Source organism: Streptomyces geranii (assembly GCF_002954775.1).
In the GTDB taxonomy this organism is placed as follows: domain Bacteria; phylum Actinomycetota; class Actinomycetes; order Streptomycetales; family Streptomycetaceae; genus Streptomyces; species Streptomyces geranii.
Window position 1 is genome coordinate 78,407 of record NZ_KZ672953.1, and the last position, 17,684, is coordinate 96,090.

Below are 17,684 nucleotides of genomic sequence, written 5' to 3' on the forward strand. Positions count from 1 at the left end.
CCTCATCCCCGTTTCTACGCAAGGCTCGCCACCCATGTTCGACGTCGCCGTCTTCGGCTCGCTCTTCCTCACCCTCTTCGTCATCATGGATCCCCCTGGGATCACCCCGATCTTTCTCGCGCTCACCGCGGGGCGGCCCGCCCGGGTGCAGAAGCGGATGGCGTTCCAGGCCGTCTGTGTGGCCGGCGGTGTGATCACCGTGTTCGGGCTGCTCGGGCATCAGATCCTGGACTACCTGCATGTCTCCGTGCCCGCCCTGATGATCGCGGGCGGGCTGCTGCTCCTGCTGATCGCCCTCGACCTGCTCACCGGCAAGACGGACGAGCCCAAGCAGACCAAGGACGTGAACGTCGCCCTCGTACCGCTCGGCATGCCGCTGCTCGCCGGGCCCGGGGCGATCGTGTCGGTCATCCTGGCCGTGCAGAAGGCGGACGGCGTGGCCATGCAGGTGTCGGTGTGGGCGGCGATCCTGGCCGTGCACGTCGTGCTGTGGGTGGTGATGCGGTACTCGCTGGTGATCATCCGGATCATCAAGGACGGGGGCGTGGTCCTGGTGACGCGGCTCGCCGGGATGATGCTGTCCGCCATCGCCGTGCAGCAGATCATCAACGGGGTCACCCAGGTGGTCCAGCAGAGCTGACGCGCACTCATACGCAGAACCCCTGTACGGCGTCGGTGCCGTACAGGGGTTCTGAAGTGTGGTGGGTCGTCCGCGCGTTATGAGGCCGAGCTGTCGGCCGGGCGGATCCAGAGGCGCTGTCCTATGGCGGCTGCCTGCTGCACGATCCGGTTGACGGAGGCGGCGTCCACGACCGTACTGTCCACGGGGGTGCCGTCGACGTCGTCGAGACGCATGATTTCGAAGCGCATGGGCTTCTCCCTTCGTCTGGTCATCCTCCTGAGGAGAACTACTTGGTTACGTACTACTCAACTACGTGAGTGTTACGAACATTCCCTACGCTAAAGAAATTTTTCGAACGTCTAACTACCGTCGGGTAAGAGCTGACCGGGACCGGTTGTGTTCGAAGCGTGACCGCCGAGACAATGGAGGTATATGAACAACGACGACCACGACGACGACCACGACGATCACGCTGAGCTGAGCGCCCGCATCGACCGTACGAACGAGTTGCTCCATCGCATGCTCGCCGAGGTGGCGAAGACACCCTCGACACACGCGATCTTCGTCGACGCCGGGTATCTGTACGCGGCGGCCGGTCGGCTCGTCGCCGGGACCGAGGACCGCCGCTCCTACGAACTGGACGCGGAAGGTCTCATCGAGGCGCTCATCGACAAGGCCCGCACGATCTTCGCGGACAGCCGCCTGCTGCGGGTCTACTGGTACGACGGCGCCCGGCGCCGCATCCACACCATCGAGCAGCAGTCGATCGCGGAACTTCCCGATGTGAAGGTGCGCCTGGGCAACCTCAACGCCAACAACCAGCAGAAGGGCGTCGACTCGCTCATCCGCACCGACCTGGAGTCACTCGCCCGGCACCGCGCCATCAGCGACGCGGCCCTCATCGGCGGCGACGAGGACCTGGTCTCCGCGGTCGAGGCGGCACAGGGGTACGGGGCCCGGGTCCACCTCTGGGGCATCGAGGCGCCCGAGGGCCGCAACCAGGCCGAGCCGCTGCTCTGGGAGGTCGACAGCCAGCGCACCTTCGACCTCGACTTCTTCAAGCCGTACGTCGCCCGGCGCACGGCCGCGTCCTACGAGGCGTCGGCGGGGGCGCGGCCCACGCGCGAGGACGTGCGGTTCGTGGGCGCGCAGATCGCGGCGAAGTGGCTGGCGGCGCGGGGGCGCGAGGCACTGGTCGAGCTGCTGCCCGGGCATCCGTATCTGCCCGGTTCCGTCGACCAGGACCTGCTGGTGGAGGCGGAGGGGCTGCTGCAGTACTCGCTGCGCGGCCAGTCCGAACTGCGGCGGGCGCTGCGGGACGGCTTCTGGGAGCACCTGCAGACGCAGTACTGAGTCACGGTACGAGGCTGTCCCAGAAGTCGGCGAGGGCGCGGGCCGTCTGCAGCGGGCGGTCCGTGTTGGGGGAGTGCTCGGCGCCCTCGACGACGGTCCGGTGCGCGCGCAGTCGTACGGCCATGTCGTCGAGGAGGGGGACGGCCCAGGTGCCGTCCTCCGCGCCGGACAGGACGTGGAAGGGCAGCGGTACGGCGGCGAGTTCCGCGACCCGGTCCGGCTCGGCGCACAACTGACGTCCCGTGGCGACGAGTTGGGCCGGGCTGTTGCCCATCCAGCGGCGGCGCAGATCCTCGCGGTCGTCGAGACCGGCGTCCAGGGCGTCCACCGAGTCGAGGTCGCCGCCGCCTGCCTGCGGGTCGTCCATGGCCTGGATGGCCTCCCAGACGTCGGCCATGCTCATCACGGCGAGCGCGTCCCGCAGGAGCTTCGCGCGCTGCTGCTGGGCCTCGGAGATCTGGGCCGGGCCCGAGGAGATGAGAGTCAGGGAGACGAACGGGGTGTGGTCCAGGAGTACGGCGGCCCGGGCGATCTGGCCGCCGAGCGAATGCCCGACGAGGTGCACGGGGGTGCCGACTGCTGCCGCCTGGGCGAGCACGTCCTGCGCCAACTCGCCCTGCGCGTACGCCGATTCGTCGTCCCGGGGGCCGGGGGACTCGAACTGGCCCCGGCCGTCCACGGCGACGGTGCGGTAGCCGCGGGCGGCGAGCGGCTCGTGCAGGGAGATGAAGTCCTCCTTGCTGCCGGTGAACCCGGGCAGCAGCAGGACGGTCCCCTTCGCCGCGACGCCGACACCGACGGAGGCGTCGACGACCGCGAACTCGCCGCGCGCGGTGGACAGCGGGTAGGCGCGGGCGCCGGGGGGCGGGGTGAAGGTGGCAGGCCTGCTCATGGGACGAGGTTATCCGGCGGGGGTGTGGGGGGATGCGGGGGAGGTGGGCCGGGGGGTGGGGGCTTGGGTGGTGGGTGGCTGCGCGGGCAGGGTTTTTCCTCGCCCCCGCCGCCCCTACCCGTTCCCATCCTTCGGGGGGCTGCGCCCCCAGACCCCCGCCAATCGCGCTGAACGCGCTCGTCCTCAAACGCCGGACGGGCTGGAGATGCTGGCCTGCGCTGAAACCCAAGCCACGGCCCGCACCCCCAAGCCACGGCCGGCACCACTCAGCCCGTCCGGCGTTTGAGGACGAGGCCGTCAAGGCCGATCCACCCCCCACCCACCCCAGCCTTACCCACCCACCCAGGGGGGTCTGGGGGCACCGTCCCCAGGGATGGGAACGGGTAGGGGCGGCGGGGGCGAAGAAAACCAAGGCCCGGAGAACCCCGACGGCCCGGCCCACCTGGGGAGGTGGGCCGGGCCGTCGGGGTGTTGCCGGTGTGGGGGTCAGGCCTCCACGGTGTCCGTCGTCTTGCGGGGCGCACGGCGGCGAGGCGGCTTCGCTTCGGTCGCCTCCGGCGCCGACTCCACCACGACCGCCGGTTCGGCGGCCTTGCGGGTCCGGCGACGCGGCTTGGCCTCCGCCTCGTCCGCGACCTGCGCGGGGATGTCGGCGACGACCTCGACCGCCTTGCGTGCGGTACGGCGGCGAGGCTTGGCCTCGGTCGCCTCCACGGTGTCCACGACGGCCTCCGCGACCTTGCGGGCGGTCGTCGTCCGGCGCGGCTTGGCCTCGACACCTTCGGCAGTGTCGACAGCGACCTCCGCCGTCGCCTTGCGCGTCCGGCGCGGCGGCTTCACCTCCGTGACCTCCGCCTCCGCCACGACGACCGGGGCCTCGGCGGCCTTACGGGTCGTCCGGCGACGCGGCTTGGCCTCGACGCCCTCGGCGGTGTCCACGGCGGCCTCCGCGGCCGGTGCCGTCGCCTTGCGCGTCGCACGGCGCTTCGGCTCCGGGACGGTGACCGTCTCCGGCTCCGCCACGACGACCGGGGCCTCGGCGACCTTGCGGGTCGTCCGGCGACGGGGCTTCGCCTCGACGGCCTCGGCGGTGTCGACGACCACCTCGGCGGCAGTCGCCTTGCGCGTCGCCCGACGCGGCTTGGCCTCGGTCGCTTCGACGGCCTCGACCGTGTCCACGGCGGCCACCGCAGCCTTGCGCGTCCGGCGGGGCGCCGGAGTCTTCACGACAGCCTCGGTGGCCTCGGCAGCCTCTGCCACGACGGACTCGGCGGCCTTGCGGGTCGCCGCCCGGCGGCGGGGCTTGGCCTCGGTCGCCTCCACGGCCTCCGTGACGACGGCCGATGCCTCGACGGCCTCGGCAACCGGCTCGGCAGCCTTACGCGTACGGCGCCGGGGCTGAACCTCGGTGACCTCGGCCACGATCTCCGCCGGAGTGGTCGTGGTCGTGGTCGCGGCCTGCGTCGGCTCCGCCGCCTTGCGGGTGCGGCGGCGGGGCTGAACCTCGGCGACCTCCGTGACCTCGGCCACGATCTCCGCCGGAGCGGTCGTGGTCGTCGTCGCGGCCTGCGTCGGCTCCGTCGTCCTGCGGGTGCGGCGGCGGCGCGGCTTCTCCGTGGACTCGGGGGCCGCCAGCTGCGTACCCTCCGCCGTCGCGACCGCCGCCACAGCCTCCGTCGGCGGTTCTGCGAACGTCGGCGTCGGAGCCGTCGTGACCTGCTCCGCCGCTGCGCCGCGCGTGCGGCGACGGCGGCGCGGGGTGCGGCGCTCCGTGGGCTGGTCCGGGGAGGTGACGGCCTCGCCGGTCTGAGGAGTGGCCGGAGTGGTCGTCGGTGCGTCCGCCGTGGCGCCGCCTCGGGTGCGGCGGCGGCTGCGCGGCGTACGGGCCGGGCGTTCGCGCTCCGACGTGGGCGCCGAGGCCGCCGCCGGGGCGGGACGGCCGCCGCGACCGCGCGGGCCACCGCGTCCGCCCGTCTCGCCGAGGTCTTCGACCTCCTCGGCGTTCAGACCGGCGCGCGTCCGCTCCGAGCGCGGCAGGACACCCTTGGTGCCCACCGGGATGCTCAGCTCCTCGAAGAGGTGCGGGGACGTGGAGTACGTCTCCGGCGGGTCGTTGAAGTTCAGCTCCAGCGCCTTGTTGATCAGCTGCCAGCGCGGGATGTCGTCCCAGTCGACCAGTGTGATCGCGATGCCCTTGGCACCCGCGCGGCCCGTACGGCCGATGCGGTGCAGGTACGTCTTCTCCTCTTCGGGAGACTGGTAGTTGATGACGTGCGTGACACCCTCGACGTCGATACCGCGTGCCGCCACGTCCGTGCAGACGAGGACGTCGACCTTGCCGTTGCGGAAGGCGCGCAGCGCCTGCTCGCGGGCGCCCTGGCCGAGGTCGCCGTGGACCGCGCCGGAGGCGAAGCCGCGCTGCGCGAGCTGGTCGGCGAGGTCGGCCGCGGTGCGCTTCGTACGGCAGAAGACCATGGCCAGTCCCCTGCCCTCGGCCTGCAGTATGCGGGCGACCAGCTCGGGCTTGTCCATGTTGTGCGCGCGGTAGACGTACTGCGCGGTGTTCGCGACCGTCTTGCCCTCGTCGTCCGGCGCGGCGGCGCGGATGTGCGTGGGCTGCGACATGTAGCGGCGGGCGAGACCGATGACGGCGCCCGGCATGGTCGCCGAGAACAGCATCGTCTGACGGCGGGCCGGCAGCATGTTCATGATCTTCTCGACGTCGGGCAGGAAGCCCAGGTCGAGCATCTCGTCGGCCTCGTCGAGGACGAGCGCGCGGACGTGCTTGAGGTTCAGCTTCTTCTGGCCCGCGAGGTCGAGCAGCCGCCCCGGGGTGCCGACGACGACGTCGACGCCCTTCTTGAGCGCCTCGACCTGCGGCTCGTAGGCCCGGCCGCCGTAGATGGCGAGCACGCGTACGTTACGCACCTTGCCCGCAGTCAGCAGGTCGTTGGTCACCTGCTGGCACAGCTCGCGCGTCGGGACGACGACGAGTGCCTGCGGGGCCTCGGTGAGCTGCTCGGGCTGGGCACGGCCGGCCTCGACGTCGGCGGGGACGGTCACGCGCTCAAGGAGCGGGAGCCCGAAGCCGAGCGTCTTGCCGGTGCCGGTCTTGGCCTGGCCGATGACGTCCGTGCCGGTGAGGGCGACGGGGAGCGTCATCTCCTGGATGGGAAAGGGAGTGATGATGCCGACGGCTTCGAGCGCCTCGGCGGTCTCGGGAAGAATTCCGAGATCCCGGAAAGTCGTAGTCAGGGCAATGCCTCTTCTGTGTACGCGGTGCGAGGCGAGCGCGGGGGTCGTGTCGGGACCGGGCCGGGAACTTCGGCCGCCTCACGGGCGGGCCGAGTGGCACGGGACCACTGCCGACGCTCGAGCGCTCGTACCGCTGAGGGTCCCTCCGAATTCCGTACGCACTGTGCCGTACGGACGAGGAGAGCTGTCGGGTCGGAGCCGATCGGGCCACCGACCGGGCATCCTCATTCGTGTGGCCCGTCGAGATACGTCTTTCAACTCAGCGGGCGCATTACCACCATACCCCGGAATCGCGCACATGCGATGGCCGATTCGGTCACGTAGTGGTCGTCACACTGATTGAGCAGGGACTTCCGCCTTGCGGCCAGCGGGCTATTGTGCGCTTCATGACGACGCCTGACAACGCCTCCGGTACCCCCGAAAACCCCGCAGAAGCCGCGGCCGACACCGGCTCCGCACCCACCGGAGTCGCCGCCCAGGACTGGGCGCAGGCAGCCACCGACCCGCAGTACCGGGCCGCTGTCGTGGACCTGCTCGGCGCGCTCGCGTACGGCGAACTGTCCGCGTTCGAGCGCCTCGCCGAGGACGCCAAGCTGGCGCCGACGCTCCTCGACAAGTCGGAACTGGCCAAGATGGCGTCGGCGGAGTTCCACCACTTCGAGCAGATCAGGGACCGTCTCACCGAGATCGGCGCCGACGCGACCCAGGCGATGGAGCCGTTCGTCGCCGCGCTCGACGGCTTCCACAAGCAGACCGCGCCCTCGGACTGGCTGGAAGGGCTCGTCAAGGCGTACGTCGGCGACTCGATCGCCAGTGACTTCTACCGCGAGGTCGCCGCCCGCCTCGACGCGGACACCCGTCGGCTGGTCCTCGCGGTCCTCGACGACACCGGGCACGCGAGCTTCGCCATCGAGAAGGTGCGCGCGGCGATCGACGCGGAGCCGCGCGTTGGGGGGCGGCTCGCGCTGTGGGCGCGGCGGCTGATGGGGGAGGCGTTGTCGCAGTCGCAGCGGGTGGTCGCCGACCGGGACGCGCTGTCGACGATGCTCGTCGGGGGCGTGGCGGACGGGTTCGACCTTGCCGAGGTCGGGCGGATGTTCTCGCGGATCACTGAGGCGCACACCAAGCGGATGGCTGCGTTGGGGTTGGCCGCCTAGATTTTTGTCTGCGGCGTCGTTGTGGCTGGGCGCGCAGTTCGCTCGCGCCCCTTTGGGGCGCCTGTACCTACGCCGTTGCCGATGAGCGGCGGAGTCTGCCCTTAGGGCGTAGCAGCAGGGATACCGACGCCGCCGAGACCGCCGTGGCGCCCAGCAGGATCAGCAGGAAGTGGCCGGAACTCAACGCGCTGTGCGTGAGGAACGCGCCGAACAGGGCGCCGGCCACGCCGGTCGACAGGACCAGGGGGCGGGTGGGGAGGCGGTCGGGCAGGCGGTGGGCCGCGGCCCAGGCCAGGGCGAGGCCGAGGATCGCGGAGCCGAGCGCTTCCAAGAACATGTCTGGGTCCCTCCCACAGCCTGCTTGCCTCGTATGACGTTCACAGCCCGTCATACCCGTGACCTGCTCGAAGCAACCCCCTTGTAAGGGTGACGTGTGGTCAACCTGTGAAGCGGGGACGCGAGATGGACATGGAAACGGACGACATGGAAACGGACACGGAAAGGGCCCGGCGGTTCGAAACCGCCGGGCCCCACCCGTGTACGTACCGAAATACGTGCCGAAACGTGTCCTACAGCGCGCTGAAGCCCACCTTGCGGACCGTCGGCTCGCCCAACTCGACGTACGCGAGGCGGTCGGCCGGTACCAGGACCTTGCGGCCGTGGTCGTCCACGAGGCTCAGGAGCGTCGACTTGCCGGCCAGCGCGTCGGCGACGGCCTGCTCGACCTCCTCGGCGCTCTGACCGCTCTCCAGAACGATCTCGCGGGGCGCGTGCTGCACGCCGATCTTGACCTCCACGGCTATGTCCCTCCGACGGTCAGTGAAGTGCGCGGGCGTCCGCGCCGTACCCAGCACACATTAGCCCGGTGAGGGGACGTACATGTTCCGCCCGGGAACGCCAGGAGCGAACAGCCGGTGGGAACAAACGGGCGGTCAGTGGTGCTCGGTGCCGTGCAGCGGGAAACCGGCGATGCCGCGCCAGGCCAGCGAGGCCAGCAGCTGGACCGCCTGGTCGCGCGGGACGCTGCGGTCGCTGTGCAGCCAGGACCGCGCCACCACCTGGGAGAGGCCGCCGAGACCGGAGGCCAGGAGCATCGACTCCGGGCGCGAGAGGCCGGTGTCCTCCGCGATGACCTCGCAGATCGCCTCCGCGCACTCGTTCGTCACCTTGTCGACACGCTCGCGCACGGCCGGTTCGTTCGTCAGGTCCGACTCGAAGACCAGCCGGAAGGCGCCGCCGTCGTCCTCCACGTAGGCGAAGTACGCGTCCATCGTCGCCCGTACGCGCTGCTTGTTGTCCGAGGTCGACGCCAGGGCCGTACGGACCGACTCGATCAGCGACTCGCAGTGCTGGTCGAGCAGCGCGAGGTAGAGGTCGAGCTTGCCGGGGAAGTGCTGGTAGAGCACCGGCTTGCTGACGCCGGCCCGTTCGGCGATGTCGTCCATCGCGGCGGAGTGGTAGCCCTGCGCCACGAACACTTCCTGGGCGGCGCCCAGCAGCTGATTCCGTCGGGCGCGACGCGGCAACCGCGTGCCCCGCGGGCGTGCCGCCTCAGTTTGCTCGATGGCTGTCACGCCGCCTCCCAATTTCGTCCACATGCGGTGTGCGCCGCGCCGCCATCGTACTTTTCGGTAACCCTGGTGCGCGCGGTGCGAGCGGAGAAATTCCTCGACCGGGCGACTGGATGTTCCGGGCTATTCGCACAAATGGCAACAAATCATGTGCCGGTACGCGGCTAGCGGTACTCGTCTTCGTCCAGTTTCACCACGCGTGCCTGTTCCGCGAGGTCGGCCTCATTGGCGCGGTCGGTGTTCTCACCGGTCAGCGGGGCGTCGCCGTCCTGCTCGTCTTCGCTTTCCTCGTCCGTGAAACCCTCGATCTCCTCGAAGGACTCCGGGTCGGTCGGATCGACGGCCATACCGGGCCCCCTTCCCATGGGGAACGGCTTTCAAAGCGGGTGCCCTGCTTACGAGGCTAGGAGACACGGAGGCGGGACGCCAGGTGGCCGGGGCGCCGCACTGCCGCGCGGCCCGCCTGTGACGCCGAACACACGAACCACTGCGTGATCGTCTCGTAACATTGCCGCATGTCTTCGACCGAGCCGCCGTACGTTCCGGCCACCAATGTGCTGCCGAAGGTGTCGCCCGTCAGGGTCGCGGAGGGCGAGCGGCTGCGCTCGGTGGGGCTGCCGGGGATCACGCTGACCGTGCGTTCCAGGCCTCCCGCGCGCGCGGGACTGCCTCCCGCGTTGTACGTCCACGGCCTGGGCGGCTCCTCGCAGAACTGGTCGGCGCTCATGCAGCTGCACGACGGGGTCGTCGACAGTGAGGCGCTCGACCTGCCGGGCTTCGGCGACTCCCCGCCGCCGGACGACGGCGACTACTCGATCACCGGGCACGCGCGTGCCGTCATCCGCTACCTCGACGCCTCCGGGCGCGGCCCCGTGCACCTCTTCGGAAATTCGATGGGCGGCGCCGTGTCGACGCGCGTCGCGGCGGTGCGGCCCGACCTCGTCCGGACGCTCACGCTCGTCTCGCCCGCGCTGCCCGAGGTCCGCGTACAGCGCACCGCGGTGCCGACCGCGCTGCTCGCCCTGCCCGGCGTGGCCCGGCTGTTCACCCGGATGACCGCGCAGTGGAGCGCCGAACAGCGCGTCCGCGGGGTCACGGCACTCTGTTACGGCGATCCCGAACAGGTGACCCCCGAGGGCTTCCGGCACGCCGTCGAGGAGATGGAACGGCGGCTGCAGTTGCCGTACTTCTGGGACGCGATGACGCGTTCGTCACGCGGGATCGTCAACGCGTACACCCTCGGCGGCCAGCACAGTCTGTGGCGCCAGGCCGAGCGGGTGCTCGCGCCGACGCTCCTGGTCTACGGCGGCCGGGACCAGCTCGTTTCGTACCGCATGGCCCAGCGCGCGGCACGCACCTTCCGTGACTCCCGGCTGCTCTCGCTGCCCGACGCGGGGCATGTGGCGATGATGGAGTACCCGGAGACGGTGGCCTCGGCGTTCCGTGAACTGCTCGGGGACACGGGAGAGTTGACAGCGGATACCGGTACTGTGGCGGCGAGGACCGTCGGCAGCCGGGCCGACGCCGCGAACGCGGGGAGCTGAGACGCGAGGTGGGACGTCACAGCCGCCGCGGCCGAACCGGCGGCAGCGCGAACACGGGTGACAAGGCGAACATCCCCGTGGCCCAGCAGGGGCAGGGACCGCAGTCGCCGCAGCGTCAGCAGCCCCAACAGGGCTCGCCGCAGTGGTTTCCCGACGGTACGCCCGCTCATGGCTTCCCGCGGCTGCCCGACGGCACCCCGGCCCACGGGACACCACGTTTCCCGGACGGCACGCCCGCGCACGGCTTCCCGCGCATTCGCGGCGGCCACCCCGAGCAGCGGGAGACCGGCGGCGGCTGGGGCGAGCTGGGCGCGCGGACCGGCACGGGGCCGGCCATACCGCGTCAGCGCCCCGCGCCCCCGGACCGGCAGGGGCCCAGGCAGGCGTACGTCGACGCCTTCGACGGAGTCGGTGTGTCCGGCGCCGCCGCGCGGGACGTCGACCGCTTCGCGCCGCGCACCAGGACCCGGCACCCCGCCGACCCCTACGCGGACGTCACCTCCTGGGAGACCGAGGCCGGCGACGGTTACGTCCCGCCCGCCGGGCCGGTCAAGGGCAAGGGCGGCGGCAAGGGGCGGGCCTTCGCGGGCATCGCCGCCGCCGCGGTCACCACCGTGCTGGCGGTCGTCGTGGCCGGGCAGGTCACCGACGGCCCGGATGACGGCGGCGGGGTGCGGGCGCAGACCGCGAACGGCTCGGGGCAGGACGTACGGGCCTCGGAGGACTCCGGGACGGACAGCGACGACGCCCCTTCCGCGTCCGACGCGCCGGCCGCGGTGACGACACTGACGTACGACCAGAAGATGGCCAAGACGTATGCCCTGGGGGCGACCCTCAAGGGCTCCGGGAAGTTCGACACGATCCGCGGGTTCGCCAAGGCGCCCGGGGCCGGGCAGAAGTACACGTACCGCGTGGACGTCGAGCAGGGGCTCGGGCTGGACGGGACGCTGTTCGCGCAGGCCGTGCAGAAGACGCTCAACGACGACCGCAGCTGGGCCCACAGCGGCGGGCGTACGTTCGAGCGGATCTCCTCCGGCAAGCCCGACTTCGTGATCACGCTGGCGAGCCCCGGCACCACCGCCTTCTGGTGTGCCAAGTCCGGGCTCGACACCACCGAGGACAATGTGTCCTGCGACTCGGCCGCGACCGACCGAGTGATGATCAACGCGTACAGGTGGGCGCAGGGGTCCGAGACCTACGGCGACAAGATCTATCCGTACCGGCAGATGTTGATCAATCACGAGGTCGGCCACCGGCTGGGCTATGGGCATGTGACCTGCGACAAGGACGGCGAGCTGGCTCCGGTCATGCAGCAGCAGACCAAGTTCCTCGACCACGACGGGATCCACTGCAGGGCCAACCCCTGGCCGTATCCCGGGAGTTGACGGGTGGCTCGGAAGTCACGTTGACACGGGTGGAAAGTTCGTTCATATTTTTGCGCATGTGGTCTAGTCATGTTGTCGAACGCGCCGCCATCGAGCTGGCGCTGATCGGCGTGACCCCACTCTGCGTGGCAGACATTCTCTGTCGCTGACACCCGCCCCCGGCGTGCGTGTCGCGACGTTCACCAGCTCCCTCTTCGGTTTCGGTCGACTTCTTCGGTCGGCCACGACCTGATGCGACCCGGCGCCCGGCAGACGTGTGTTCACTTCCGTCTCACTCCTCGTCACTCCGTCTCATCATTCGAGAGGTCGTCTTCCGATGCGCCAACCGTCCGTCAGAAAGCGCCGCGTCGCAGCGGTGTCCGTCAGCCTTGTCCTGGCCGCCGGCGCCGCCGCGTGCGGGCCGAAAGACAACGATGCCAAGGGCGCGAGCAGCGACTCCAAGCCACAGAAGGGCGGCACGCTCACCGTCCTGAACTCCAACCCGCAGGACGACTTCGACCCCGCCCGGCTGTACACCTCCGGCGGCGGAAACGTTCCCTCGCTCGTCTTCCGTACGCTCACCACGCGCAACCGCGAGAGCGGGGCGGCGGGCGCGAAGGTGGTGCCCGACCTCGCCACCGACACCGGGCGGCCGAGCAAGAACGCGACCGTGTGGACGTACACGCTCAAGGAAGGGCTCAAGTACGAGGACGGCACGGCGATCACCAGCGCCGACATCAAGTACGCCGTCGAGCGCTCCTTCGCCCCCGAACTCTCCGGCGGGGCGCCCTACTTGAGGGACTGGCTGATCGGCGCCGCCGACTACCAGGGGCCCTACAAGGACAAGGGCAAGGGCCTCGACGCGATCGAGACGCCGGACGCCCGCACGATCGTCTTCCACCTCGACAAGCCCGAGGGCGAGTTCCCCTACCTGGCCACGCAGACGCAGTTCACGCCGGTCCCGAAGGCCAAGGACACCGGTACGAAGTACGAGGAGCACCCGATCTCCTCGGGGCCGTACAAGGTCGTCAGCAACGAGGGCGACGGCGAGCGGATCGTCCTGGAGCGCAACACCTACTGGTCGGCCGCCACGGACGCGGAGCGCAAGGCGTACCCCGACAAGATCGACGTACGGTCCGGGCTCGACTCCTCGGTGATCAACCAGCGGCTGTCGGCGTCCCAAGGGGCGGACGCCGCGTCCGTCACCACGGACACCAACCTCGGTCCGGCCGAGCTGGCCAAGGTCACCGGTGACAAGGAGCTGGCCGCGCGCGTCGGTACCGGGCACTTCGGCTACACCAACTACATAGCGTTCAACCCGAAGATCAAGCCGTTCGACAACATCAAGGTGCGCGAGGCGATCTCGTACGCCGTCGACCGCACGAGCGTCGTCAACGCGGCGGGTGGCTCGTCGCTCGCCGAGGCCGCCACCACCTACCTCCCGAACCAGAAGTCCTTCGGGTACACGCCGTACGACCACTTCCCGGCGGGTGCCTCCGGGAACCCGGCGAAGGCCAAGGAACTGCTGAAGGAGGCCGGTTACCCGAACGGACTGACCGTCACGCTGACCCACTCCAACGCCAAGGACTTCGAGACCAGCCCGGAGATCGCGACCGCGGTCCAGGACGCGCTCAAGAAGGCCGGCATCACGGTCAAGCTGCAGGGTCTTGAGGAGAACGACTACTCCGACACGATCCACGACGTCAACAAGGAGCCCGGCTTCTTCCTCGCCCACTGGGGTGCCGACTGGCCCTCCGGCGGTCCCTTCCTCGCCCCGATCTTCGACGGCCGGCAGATCGTCAAGGACGGCGCGAACTTCAACACCGGCTTCCTCAATGACAAGTCGGTCAATGCCGAGATTGACGCGATCAACAAGTTGACCGATCTTGACGCCGCCGCCAAGCGGTGGGGTGCGCTGGACAGCAAGATCGGTGAGCAGGCGCTGACCGTGCCGCTGTTCCACCCCGTCTACAAGCGGCTGTACGGCAAGGACATCAAGAACATCGTGATCAGCGACTGGACGGGTGTCCTCGACATCTCCCAGGTCGCGGTGAAGTAGCCGAAGCCGTGAGCGAGGTTCTTCTCGCCTCCCAGCCCGCCGGGACGGGTACGACACCCGTCCCGGCGGGCTCGGGGGCCCGTCAGTTCTGGCGGCGGCTGCGTGCGCAGCGCGCCGCCCTCGTCGCGGCGGCCGTCGTCGCCCTGCTCGTCCTGGTCGCGCTCGCCGCGCCGCTGTTCACCGCGATCGAGGGCCAGGACCCGACCACGTACCACCCGTCGCTGATCGACTCCGCGCGCGGGGGAGTGCCTATCGGCTCCTTCGGGGGCATCAGCGGTGACCACTGGCTCGGCGTCGAACCGCAGACGGGGCGCGATCTGTTCGCCCGGCTCGTCTACGGCGCCCGGGTCTCGCTGGGCGTCGCGCTCGCGGCAACCCTCGTCCAGGTGTTGATCGGCGTCGTGGTCGGTATTGCTTCGGCCCTCGGTGGTCAATGGGTTGATCAACTGTTGAGCCGGCTCACCGACGTCATCATCGCCCTGCCACTCATGATCATGTCGTTGGCCCTGCTGGCGATCGTGCCCAGCAGCTTTCCGCGGCCGGTGCTGGTCGCCCTGGTCATCGGGCTGATCGCCTGGGGCGGCATCGCGAAGATCGTGCGCGCCCAGACGCTCACCCTCAAACAGCTCGACTACGTGGCCGCGGCCCGGCTCAGCGGCTGGGGTTCCTGGCGGATCGCCCGCCGCGAACTGCTGCCCGGCCTCGCCGCGCCCGTCATCACGTACGCGGCTCTCCTCGTCCCGTCGAACATCACGGTCGAGGCGGCCCTGTCCTTCCTCGGGGTCGGCGTGAAGCCGCCGACGCCCTCCTGGGGGCAGATGATCACCGCCGCCGACGTCTGGTACCAGGCGGCCCCGCAGTACCTGCTGCTGCCCGCGGGCGCCCTCTTCGTGACCGTCCTGGCGCTCACGGTCCTCGGTGACGGTGTGCGCACCGCCCTCGACCCGCGCGCGGCTTCGCGGTTGCGTGTCGGGACCGGGCGTCGGCGCGAGGCGAAGACCACGAAGGCACAGCCAGGGGGTGACTCGTGAACCTCTCCGGTTTCGGCGGCTTCGTCGCCCGCCGCGTCGTCGGCGCGATCGTCACCCTCTTCGCCATCTCGGTGATCATCTACGTCGTCTTCTACGTCGCCCCCGGCAACGTCGCCCAGATCACCTGCGGCCCGCGCTGCTCCCCCGCCCAGGTGCACCAGGTCGCCGAGCAACTGCGCCTCGACGACCCGCTGTACCTGCGCTACTGGCACTTCCTGGAGGGCATCTTCGTCGGCCAGGACTACTCGACCGGTACGTCCGTCCAGCACTGCTCGGCGCCCTGCCTCGGCCTGTCGTACCAGACCGACCAGCAGGTCACCGAGCTGATCCTGGCGAAGCTCCCGGTCACCGGCTCGCTCGCGCTCGGCGCGATGGTGCTGTGGCTGCTCATCGGCGTCGGCACCGGAGTGCTCTCGGCGTGGCGGCGCGGCCGGCCCACCGAGCGCGTCCTCACCGGCCTGACCCTCGCGGGCACGGCCACGCCCGTGTTCGTGATCGGCCTGATCCTGATGATCGTCGTCTGCGGGCAACTGGAGCTGCTGCCGTTCCCGCAGTACGTGCCCTTCGCCGACGACCCCGAGCAGTGGGCCTGGAACCTGCTGCTGCCCTGGCTGTCGCTCGCCCTCATCGAGTCCGCCAAGTACGCCCGGCTGACCAGGGCGTCGATGCTGGAGACGCTCGCCGAGGACCACGTACGCACCTTCCGCGCCTACGGCGTCGGGGAACGGTCCATCATCGGGCGGCACGCGCTGCGCGGTGCGGTGGCGCCGCTGATCGCCCTGAACGCCACCGACTTCGGATCGATGTTCGGCGGTGCCGTGCTGACCGAGACGCTGTTCGGCCTGCCCGGCCTCGGACACGAACTCGTCGAGGCGGTCAAGGTCGTCGACCTGCCGGTGGTCGTCGGCATGGTCCTGGTCACCGGATTCTTCGTGGTCATCGCCAACGCCGTCGCGGATGTGCTGTACGCGGTGGCCGATCGACGGGTGGTGCTCGTATGAGCCTGGAGAAGCACTCAAATGAGACTCAGGCGGATCGCTCGCAGGACGCGGCTCTCGTCGAGGTCGACGACCTGACGGTCGCCTTCGGCTCCCTGCGGGCCGTGGACGGGCTGTCGTTCCGGCTCGCCAAGGGCGCCGCGCTGGGCCTGGTCGGCGAGTCCGGCTCGGGCAAGTCCACGGTCGCGTCGGCCCTGCTGGGCCTGCACCGCGGTACGGGTGCGGAGGTCGGCGGCACGATCCGGGTCGCCGGAACCGACGTACAGGCGGCCTCCGAGGCCGAGCTGCGGGGACTGCGCGGGGCGAAGGCGGCGATGGTCTTCCAGGACCCGCTGTCGTCCCTGGACCCGTACTACGCGGTGGGCGACCAGATCGCCGAGGTGTACCGCGTACACACGAAGGCGTCCCGGCGGGCCGCACGCGCGCGTGCCGTCGACGTACTGGACCGGGTCGGGATTCCGGACGCCGTACGGCGGTCCCGGTCCCGGCCGCACGAGTTCAGCGGCGGGATGCGGCAGCGCGCGCTGATCGCCATGGCGCTCGCCTGCGAGCCCGAGCTGCTGATCGCCGACGAGCCGACGACCGCGCTGGACGTCACCGTCCAGGCCCAGATCCTCGACCTGCTGCACACCCTGCGCGAGGAGACCGGGATGGGTCTGCTGCTCGTCACGCACGACGTGGGTGTCGCGGCGGAGAGTGTGGACGACGTGCTGGTGATGCGGCACGGGCGGGCCGTCGAGCACGGCCCGGTCGCCGCCGTACTGGGGGCGCCTGGTCAGGCGTACACCCGCGAACTGCTCGCCGCGGTCCCGCGCGTGGAAGCGCGGCGGGTCCCGGCGGACGCCTCCGGCTCCGCGGACGTCGTACTGGAGGCCAGTGGCCTGCGGCGCGAGTTCGGGCGCGGGAAGCGGGCGTTCGCGGCCGTGGACGACGTGTCGCTGACCGTCCGGCGGGGCGAGACCCTCGGGATCGTCGGGGAGAGCGGCAGCGGCAAGACGACGCTCGGGCGGATGCTGGTCGGGCTGCTGGAGCCGACGGCAGGCGAGGTGCGCTACGAGGGGCGCCTGCGGTCCGGGGTCGGACCGGCCGTGCAGATGGTGTTCCAGGACCCCGTCTCCTCCCTCAACCCCCGCCGCAGCGTGGGCGAGTCGATCGCCGACCCGCTGCGGGCGCGGGGAGAACGGGACGAGGGGCGCGTACGGGAGCGCGTGGGGGAGCTGTTGGGGCGCGTGGGGCTCGACCCGGCGCACTTCGACCGCTATCCGCACGAGTTCAGCGGTGGCCAGCGGCAACGCGTGGGCATCGCACGGGCGCTGGCCGCCGAGCCGCACGTCATCGTCTGCGACGAGCCCGTCTCGGCGCTCGACGTCACGACCCAGGCCCAGGTGGTCGCCCTGCTCGGCGAGCTGCAGCGCGAACTCGGCCTCGCGCTGGTGTTCGTCGCCCATGACCTCGCCGTCGTACGGCAGGTCAGCGACCGTGTCGCGGTGATGCGCCGGGGCCGGATCGTCGAATCGGGCCCCGCGGACGAGGTGTACGACAATCCGCAGAACCCCTACACCCGGCAGCTGCTGGCCGCCGTACCCGCCCTGGACCCGGAGATCGCGGCCTGGCGCCGCGCCGTGCGACGGGAGTTGACCCCGGCCTGACCGCCTGTCCGTAACCGCACACCCGTATCCGCACATCCGTTCGTGACCATGCGTGTGTCAGTGATCTCTTAGCGCGACAGAACGCGATCCGTGCGGGAAAGTTACGACCGTTCACCCCTTTTGGTGGTGGGGCGGGCAACCCGCCGGCGCCCCACCCCCCAGTTCGGCAACCGTAGTCCACCAGCGAGC

Annotated in this window: 17 protein-coding genes; 10 read left to right on the plus strand and 7 right to left on the minus strand. The window is 70.5% G+C overall.

The genetic code is table 11. From position 1 onward, the window contains the following. The first annotated feature begins 34 nt into the window (after positions 1-34). On the plus strand, positions 35-640 hold the full coding sequence (locus tag CW359_RS03795) for a MarC family protein (RefSeq protein ID WP_105968293.1): 606 nt from the start codon (positions 35-37) through the stop codon (positions 638-640). A 77-nt stretch (positions 641-717) separates the two neighbouring features. On the opposite strand, the gene CW359_RS03800 is transcribed toward CW359_RS03795, so the two are convergent. Continuing rightward, positions 718-870 (minus strand): hypothetical protein, encoded by a 153-nt coding sequence (locus CW359_RS03800; RefSeq protein ID WP_105968294.1) that lies wholly within the window; start codon positions 868-870, stop codon positions 718-720. Between the two features lie 184 nt (positions 871-1,054). Between CW359_RS03800 and CW359_RS03805 the strand changes: the two genes are divergently transcribed. Beyond that, the gene (locus tag CW359_RS03805; RefSeq protein WP_105968295.1) at positions 1,055-1,975 is read left to right on the plus strand and encodes an NYN domain-containing protein; all 921 of its coding nucleotides are present in this window, start codon (positions 1,055-1,057) and stop codon (positions 1,973-1,975) included. A gap of 1 nt (position 1,976) precedes the next feature. Here CW359_RS03805 and CW359_RS03810 read toward each other — a convergent pair whose 3' ends face one another. Then, positions 1,977-2,867, minus strand: a complete 891-nt coding sequence (locus CW359_RS03810) for an alpha/beta fold hydrolase (RefSeq protein ID WP_105968296.1) — start codon at positions 2,865-2,867, stop codon at positions 1,977-1,979. Between the two features lie 486 nt (positions 2,868-3,353). Beyond that, positions 3,354-6,029 (minus strand): DEAD/DEAH box helicase, encoded by a 2,676-nt coding sequence (locus CW359_RS03815; RefSeq protein WP_105968297.1) that lies wholly within the window; start codon positions 6,027-6,029, stop codon positions 3,354-3,356. Positions 6,030-6,508: 479 nt separating this feature from the next. On the opposite strand from CW359_RS03815, the gene CW359_RS03825 reads away from it, so the two are divergent. Beyond that, entirely contained in the window at positions 6,509-7,279 is a 771-nt protein-coding gene (locus CW359_RS03825; RefSeq protein ID WP_408647448.1) for a ferritin-like fold-containing protein, read from the plus strand. Between the two features lie 67 nt (positions 7,280-7,346). Here the strand turns inward: CW359_RS03825 and CW359_RS03830 are convergent, their stop codons facing one another. From CW359_RS03830 to CW359_RS03845, 4 genes are all read right to left on the minus strand, one after another. Continuing rightward, a complete protein-coding gene (locus CW359_RS03830) occupies positions 7,347-7,616 on the minus strand; it encodes a hypothetical protein (RefSeq protein WP_105968300.1) in 270 nt (89 codons plus the stop codon). Positions 7,617-7,848: 232 nt separating this feature from the next. Then, positions 7,849-8,076, minus strand: coding sequence for a DUF3107 domain-containing protein (locus CW359_RS03835; RefSeq protein ID WP_198655075.1), 228 nt, complete (start codon positions 8,074-8,076; stop codon positions 7,849-7,851). 135 nt (positions 8,077-8,211) lie between these two features. After that, entirely contained in the window at positions 8,212-8,853 is a 642-nt protein-coding gene (locus CW359_RS03840) for a TetR/AcrR family transcriptional regulator (RefSeq protein ID WP_105968302.1), read from the minus strand. Between the two features lie 161 nt (positions 8,854-9,014). Continuing rightward, positions 9,015-9,197 carry a hypothetical protein gene (locus CW359_RS03845; protein ID WP_105968303.1) on the minus strand — a complete coding sequence of 61 codons (183 nt, stop codon included), beginning with the start codon at positions 9,195-9,197 and terminating at the stop codon, positions 9,015-9,017. Positions 9,198-9,365: 168 nt separating this feature from the next. Between CW359_RS03845 and CW359_RS03850 the strand changes: the two genes are divergently transcribed. From CW359_RS03850 to CW359_RS03875, 7 genes are all read left to right on the plus strand, one after another. Then, positions 9,366-10,394, plus strand: a complete 1,029-nt coding sequence (locus CW359_RS03850) for an alpha/beta fold hydrolase (RefSeq protein ID WP_105968304.1) — start codon at positions 9,366-9,368, stop codon at positions 10,392-10,394. Positions 10,395-10,402: 8 nt separating this feature from the next. Further along, entirely contained in the window at positions 10,403-11,779 is a 1,377-nt protein-coding gene (locus CW359_RS03855) for a DUF3152 domain-containing protein (protein ID WP_198655076.1), read from the plus strand. A gap of 56 nt (positions 11,780-11,835) precedes the next feature. After that, the gene (locus tag CW359_RS47280) at positions 11,836-11,928 is read left to right on the plus strand and encodes an Ms4533A family Cys-rich leader peptide (protein WP_327700321.1); all 93 of its coding nucleotides are present in this window, start codon (positions 11,836-11,838) and stop codon (positions 11,926-11,928) included. Positions 11,929-12,095: 167 nt separating this feature from the next. After that, positions 12,096-13,817: an ABC transporter substrate-binding protein gene (locus CW359_RS03860; RefSeq protein WP_105968305.1), complete on the plus strand. Its 1,722-nt coding sequence runs from the start codon at positions 12,096-12,098 to the stop codon at positions 13,815-13,817. An 8-nt stretch (positions 13,818-13,825) separates the two neighbouring features. Continuing rightward, positions 13,826-14,848, plus strand: a complete 1,023-nt coding sequence (locus CW359_RS03865) for an ABC transporter permease (protein ID WP_105968306.1) — start codon at positions 13,826-13,828, stop codon at positions 14,846-14,848. Then, the gene (locus CW359_RS03870) at positions 14,845-15,849 is read left to right on the plus strand and encodes an ABC transporter permease (protein ID WP_105968307.1); all 1,005 of its coding nucleotides are present in this window, start codon (positions 14,845-14,847) and stop codon (positions 15,847-15,849) included. The genes CW359_RS03865 and CW359_RS03870 overlap by 4 nt, the downstream gene beginning before the upstream one ends. Next, on the plus strand, positions 15,846-17,495 hold the full coding sequence (locus CW359_RS03875; RefSeq protein ID WP_105968308.1) for a dipeptide ABC transporter ATP-binding protein: 1,650 nt from the start codon (positions 15,846-15,848) through the stop codon (positions 17,493-17,495). Before CW359_RS03870 ends, CW359_RS03875 begins: the two co-directional genes overlap by 4 nt. Positions 17,496-17,684 lie beyond the last annotated feature (189 nt).

What these genes read in the sequence shown, in the direction of transcription:
- CW359_RS03825 (WP_408647448.1), top strand. Translation starts at nt 6,509, where the DNA reads ATGACGACGCCTGACAACGCCTCCGGTACCCCCGAAAACCCCGCAGAA.
- CW359_RS03815 (WP_105968297.1), bottom strand. Translation starts at nt 6,029, where the DNA reads ATGACGCTCCCCGTCGCCCTCACCGGCACGGACGTCATCGGCCAGGCC.
- CW359_RS03810 (WP_105968296.1), bottom strand. Translation starts at nt 2,867, where the DNA reads ATGAGCAGGCCTGCCACCTTCACCCCGCCCCCCGGCGCCCGCGCCTAC.
- CW359_RS03805 (WP_105968295.1), top strand. Translation starts at nt 1,055, where the DNA reads ATGAACAACGACGACCACGACGACGACCACGACGATCACGCTGAGCTG.
- CW359_RS03845 (WP_105968303.1), bottom strand. Translation starts at nt 9,197, where the DNA reads ATGGCCGTCGATCCGACCGACCCGGAGTCCTTCGAGGAGATCGAGGGT.
- CW359_RS03850 (WP_105968304.1), top strand. Translation starts at nt 9,366, where the DNA reads ATGTCTTCGACCGAGCCGCCGTACGTTCCGGCCACCAATGTGCTGCCG.
- CW359_RS03860 (WP_105968305.1), top strand. Translation starts at nt 12,096, where the DNA reads ATGCGCCAACCGTCCGTCAGAAAGCGCCGCGTCGCAGCGGTGTCCGTC.
- CW359_RS03795 (WP_105968293.1), top strand. Translation starts at nt 35, where the DNA reads ATGTTCGACGTCGCCGTCTTCGGCTCGCTCTTCCTCACCCTCTTCGTC.
- CW359_RS03830 (WP_105968300.1), bottom strand. Translation starts at nt 7,616, where the DNA reads ATGTTCTTGGAAGCGCTCGGCTCCGCGATCCTCGGCCTCGCCCTGGCC.
- CW359_RS03875 (WP_105968308.1), top strand. Translation starts at nt 15,846, where the DNA reads ATGAGCCTGGAGAAGCACTCAAATGAGACTCAGGCGGATCGCTCGCAG.
- CW359_RS03800 (WP_105968294.1), bottom strand. Translation starts at nt 870, where the DNA reads ATGCGCTTCGAAATCATGCGTCTCGACGACGTCGACGGCACCCCCGTG.
- CW359_RS47280 (WP_327700321.1), top strand. Translation starts at nt 11,836, where the DNA reads ATGTGGTCTAGTCATGTTGTCGAACGCGCCGCCATCGAGCTGGCGCTG.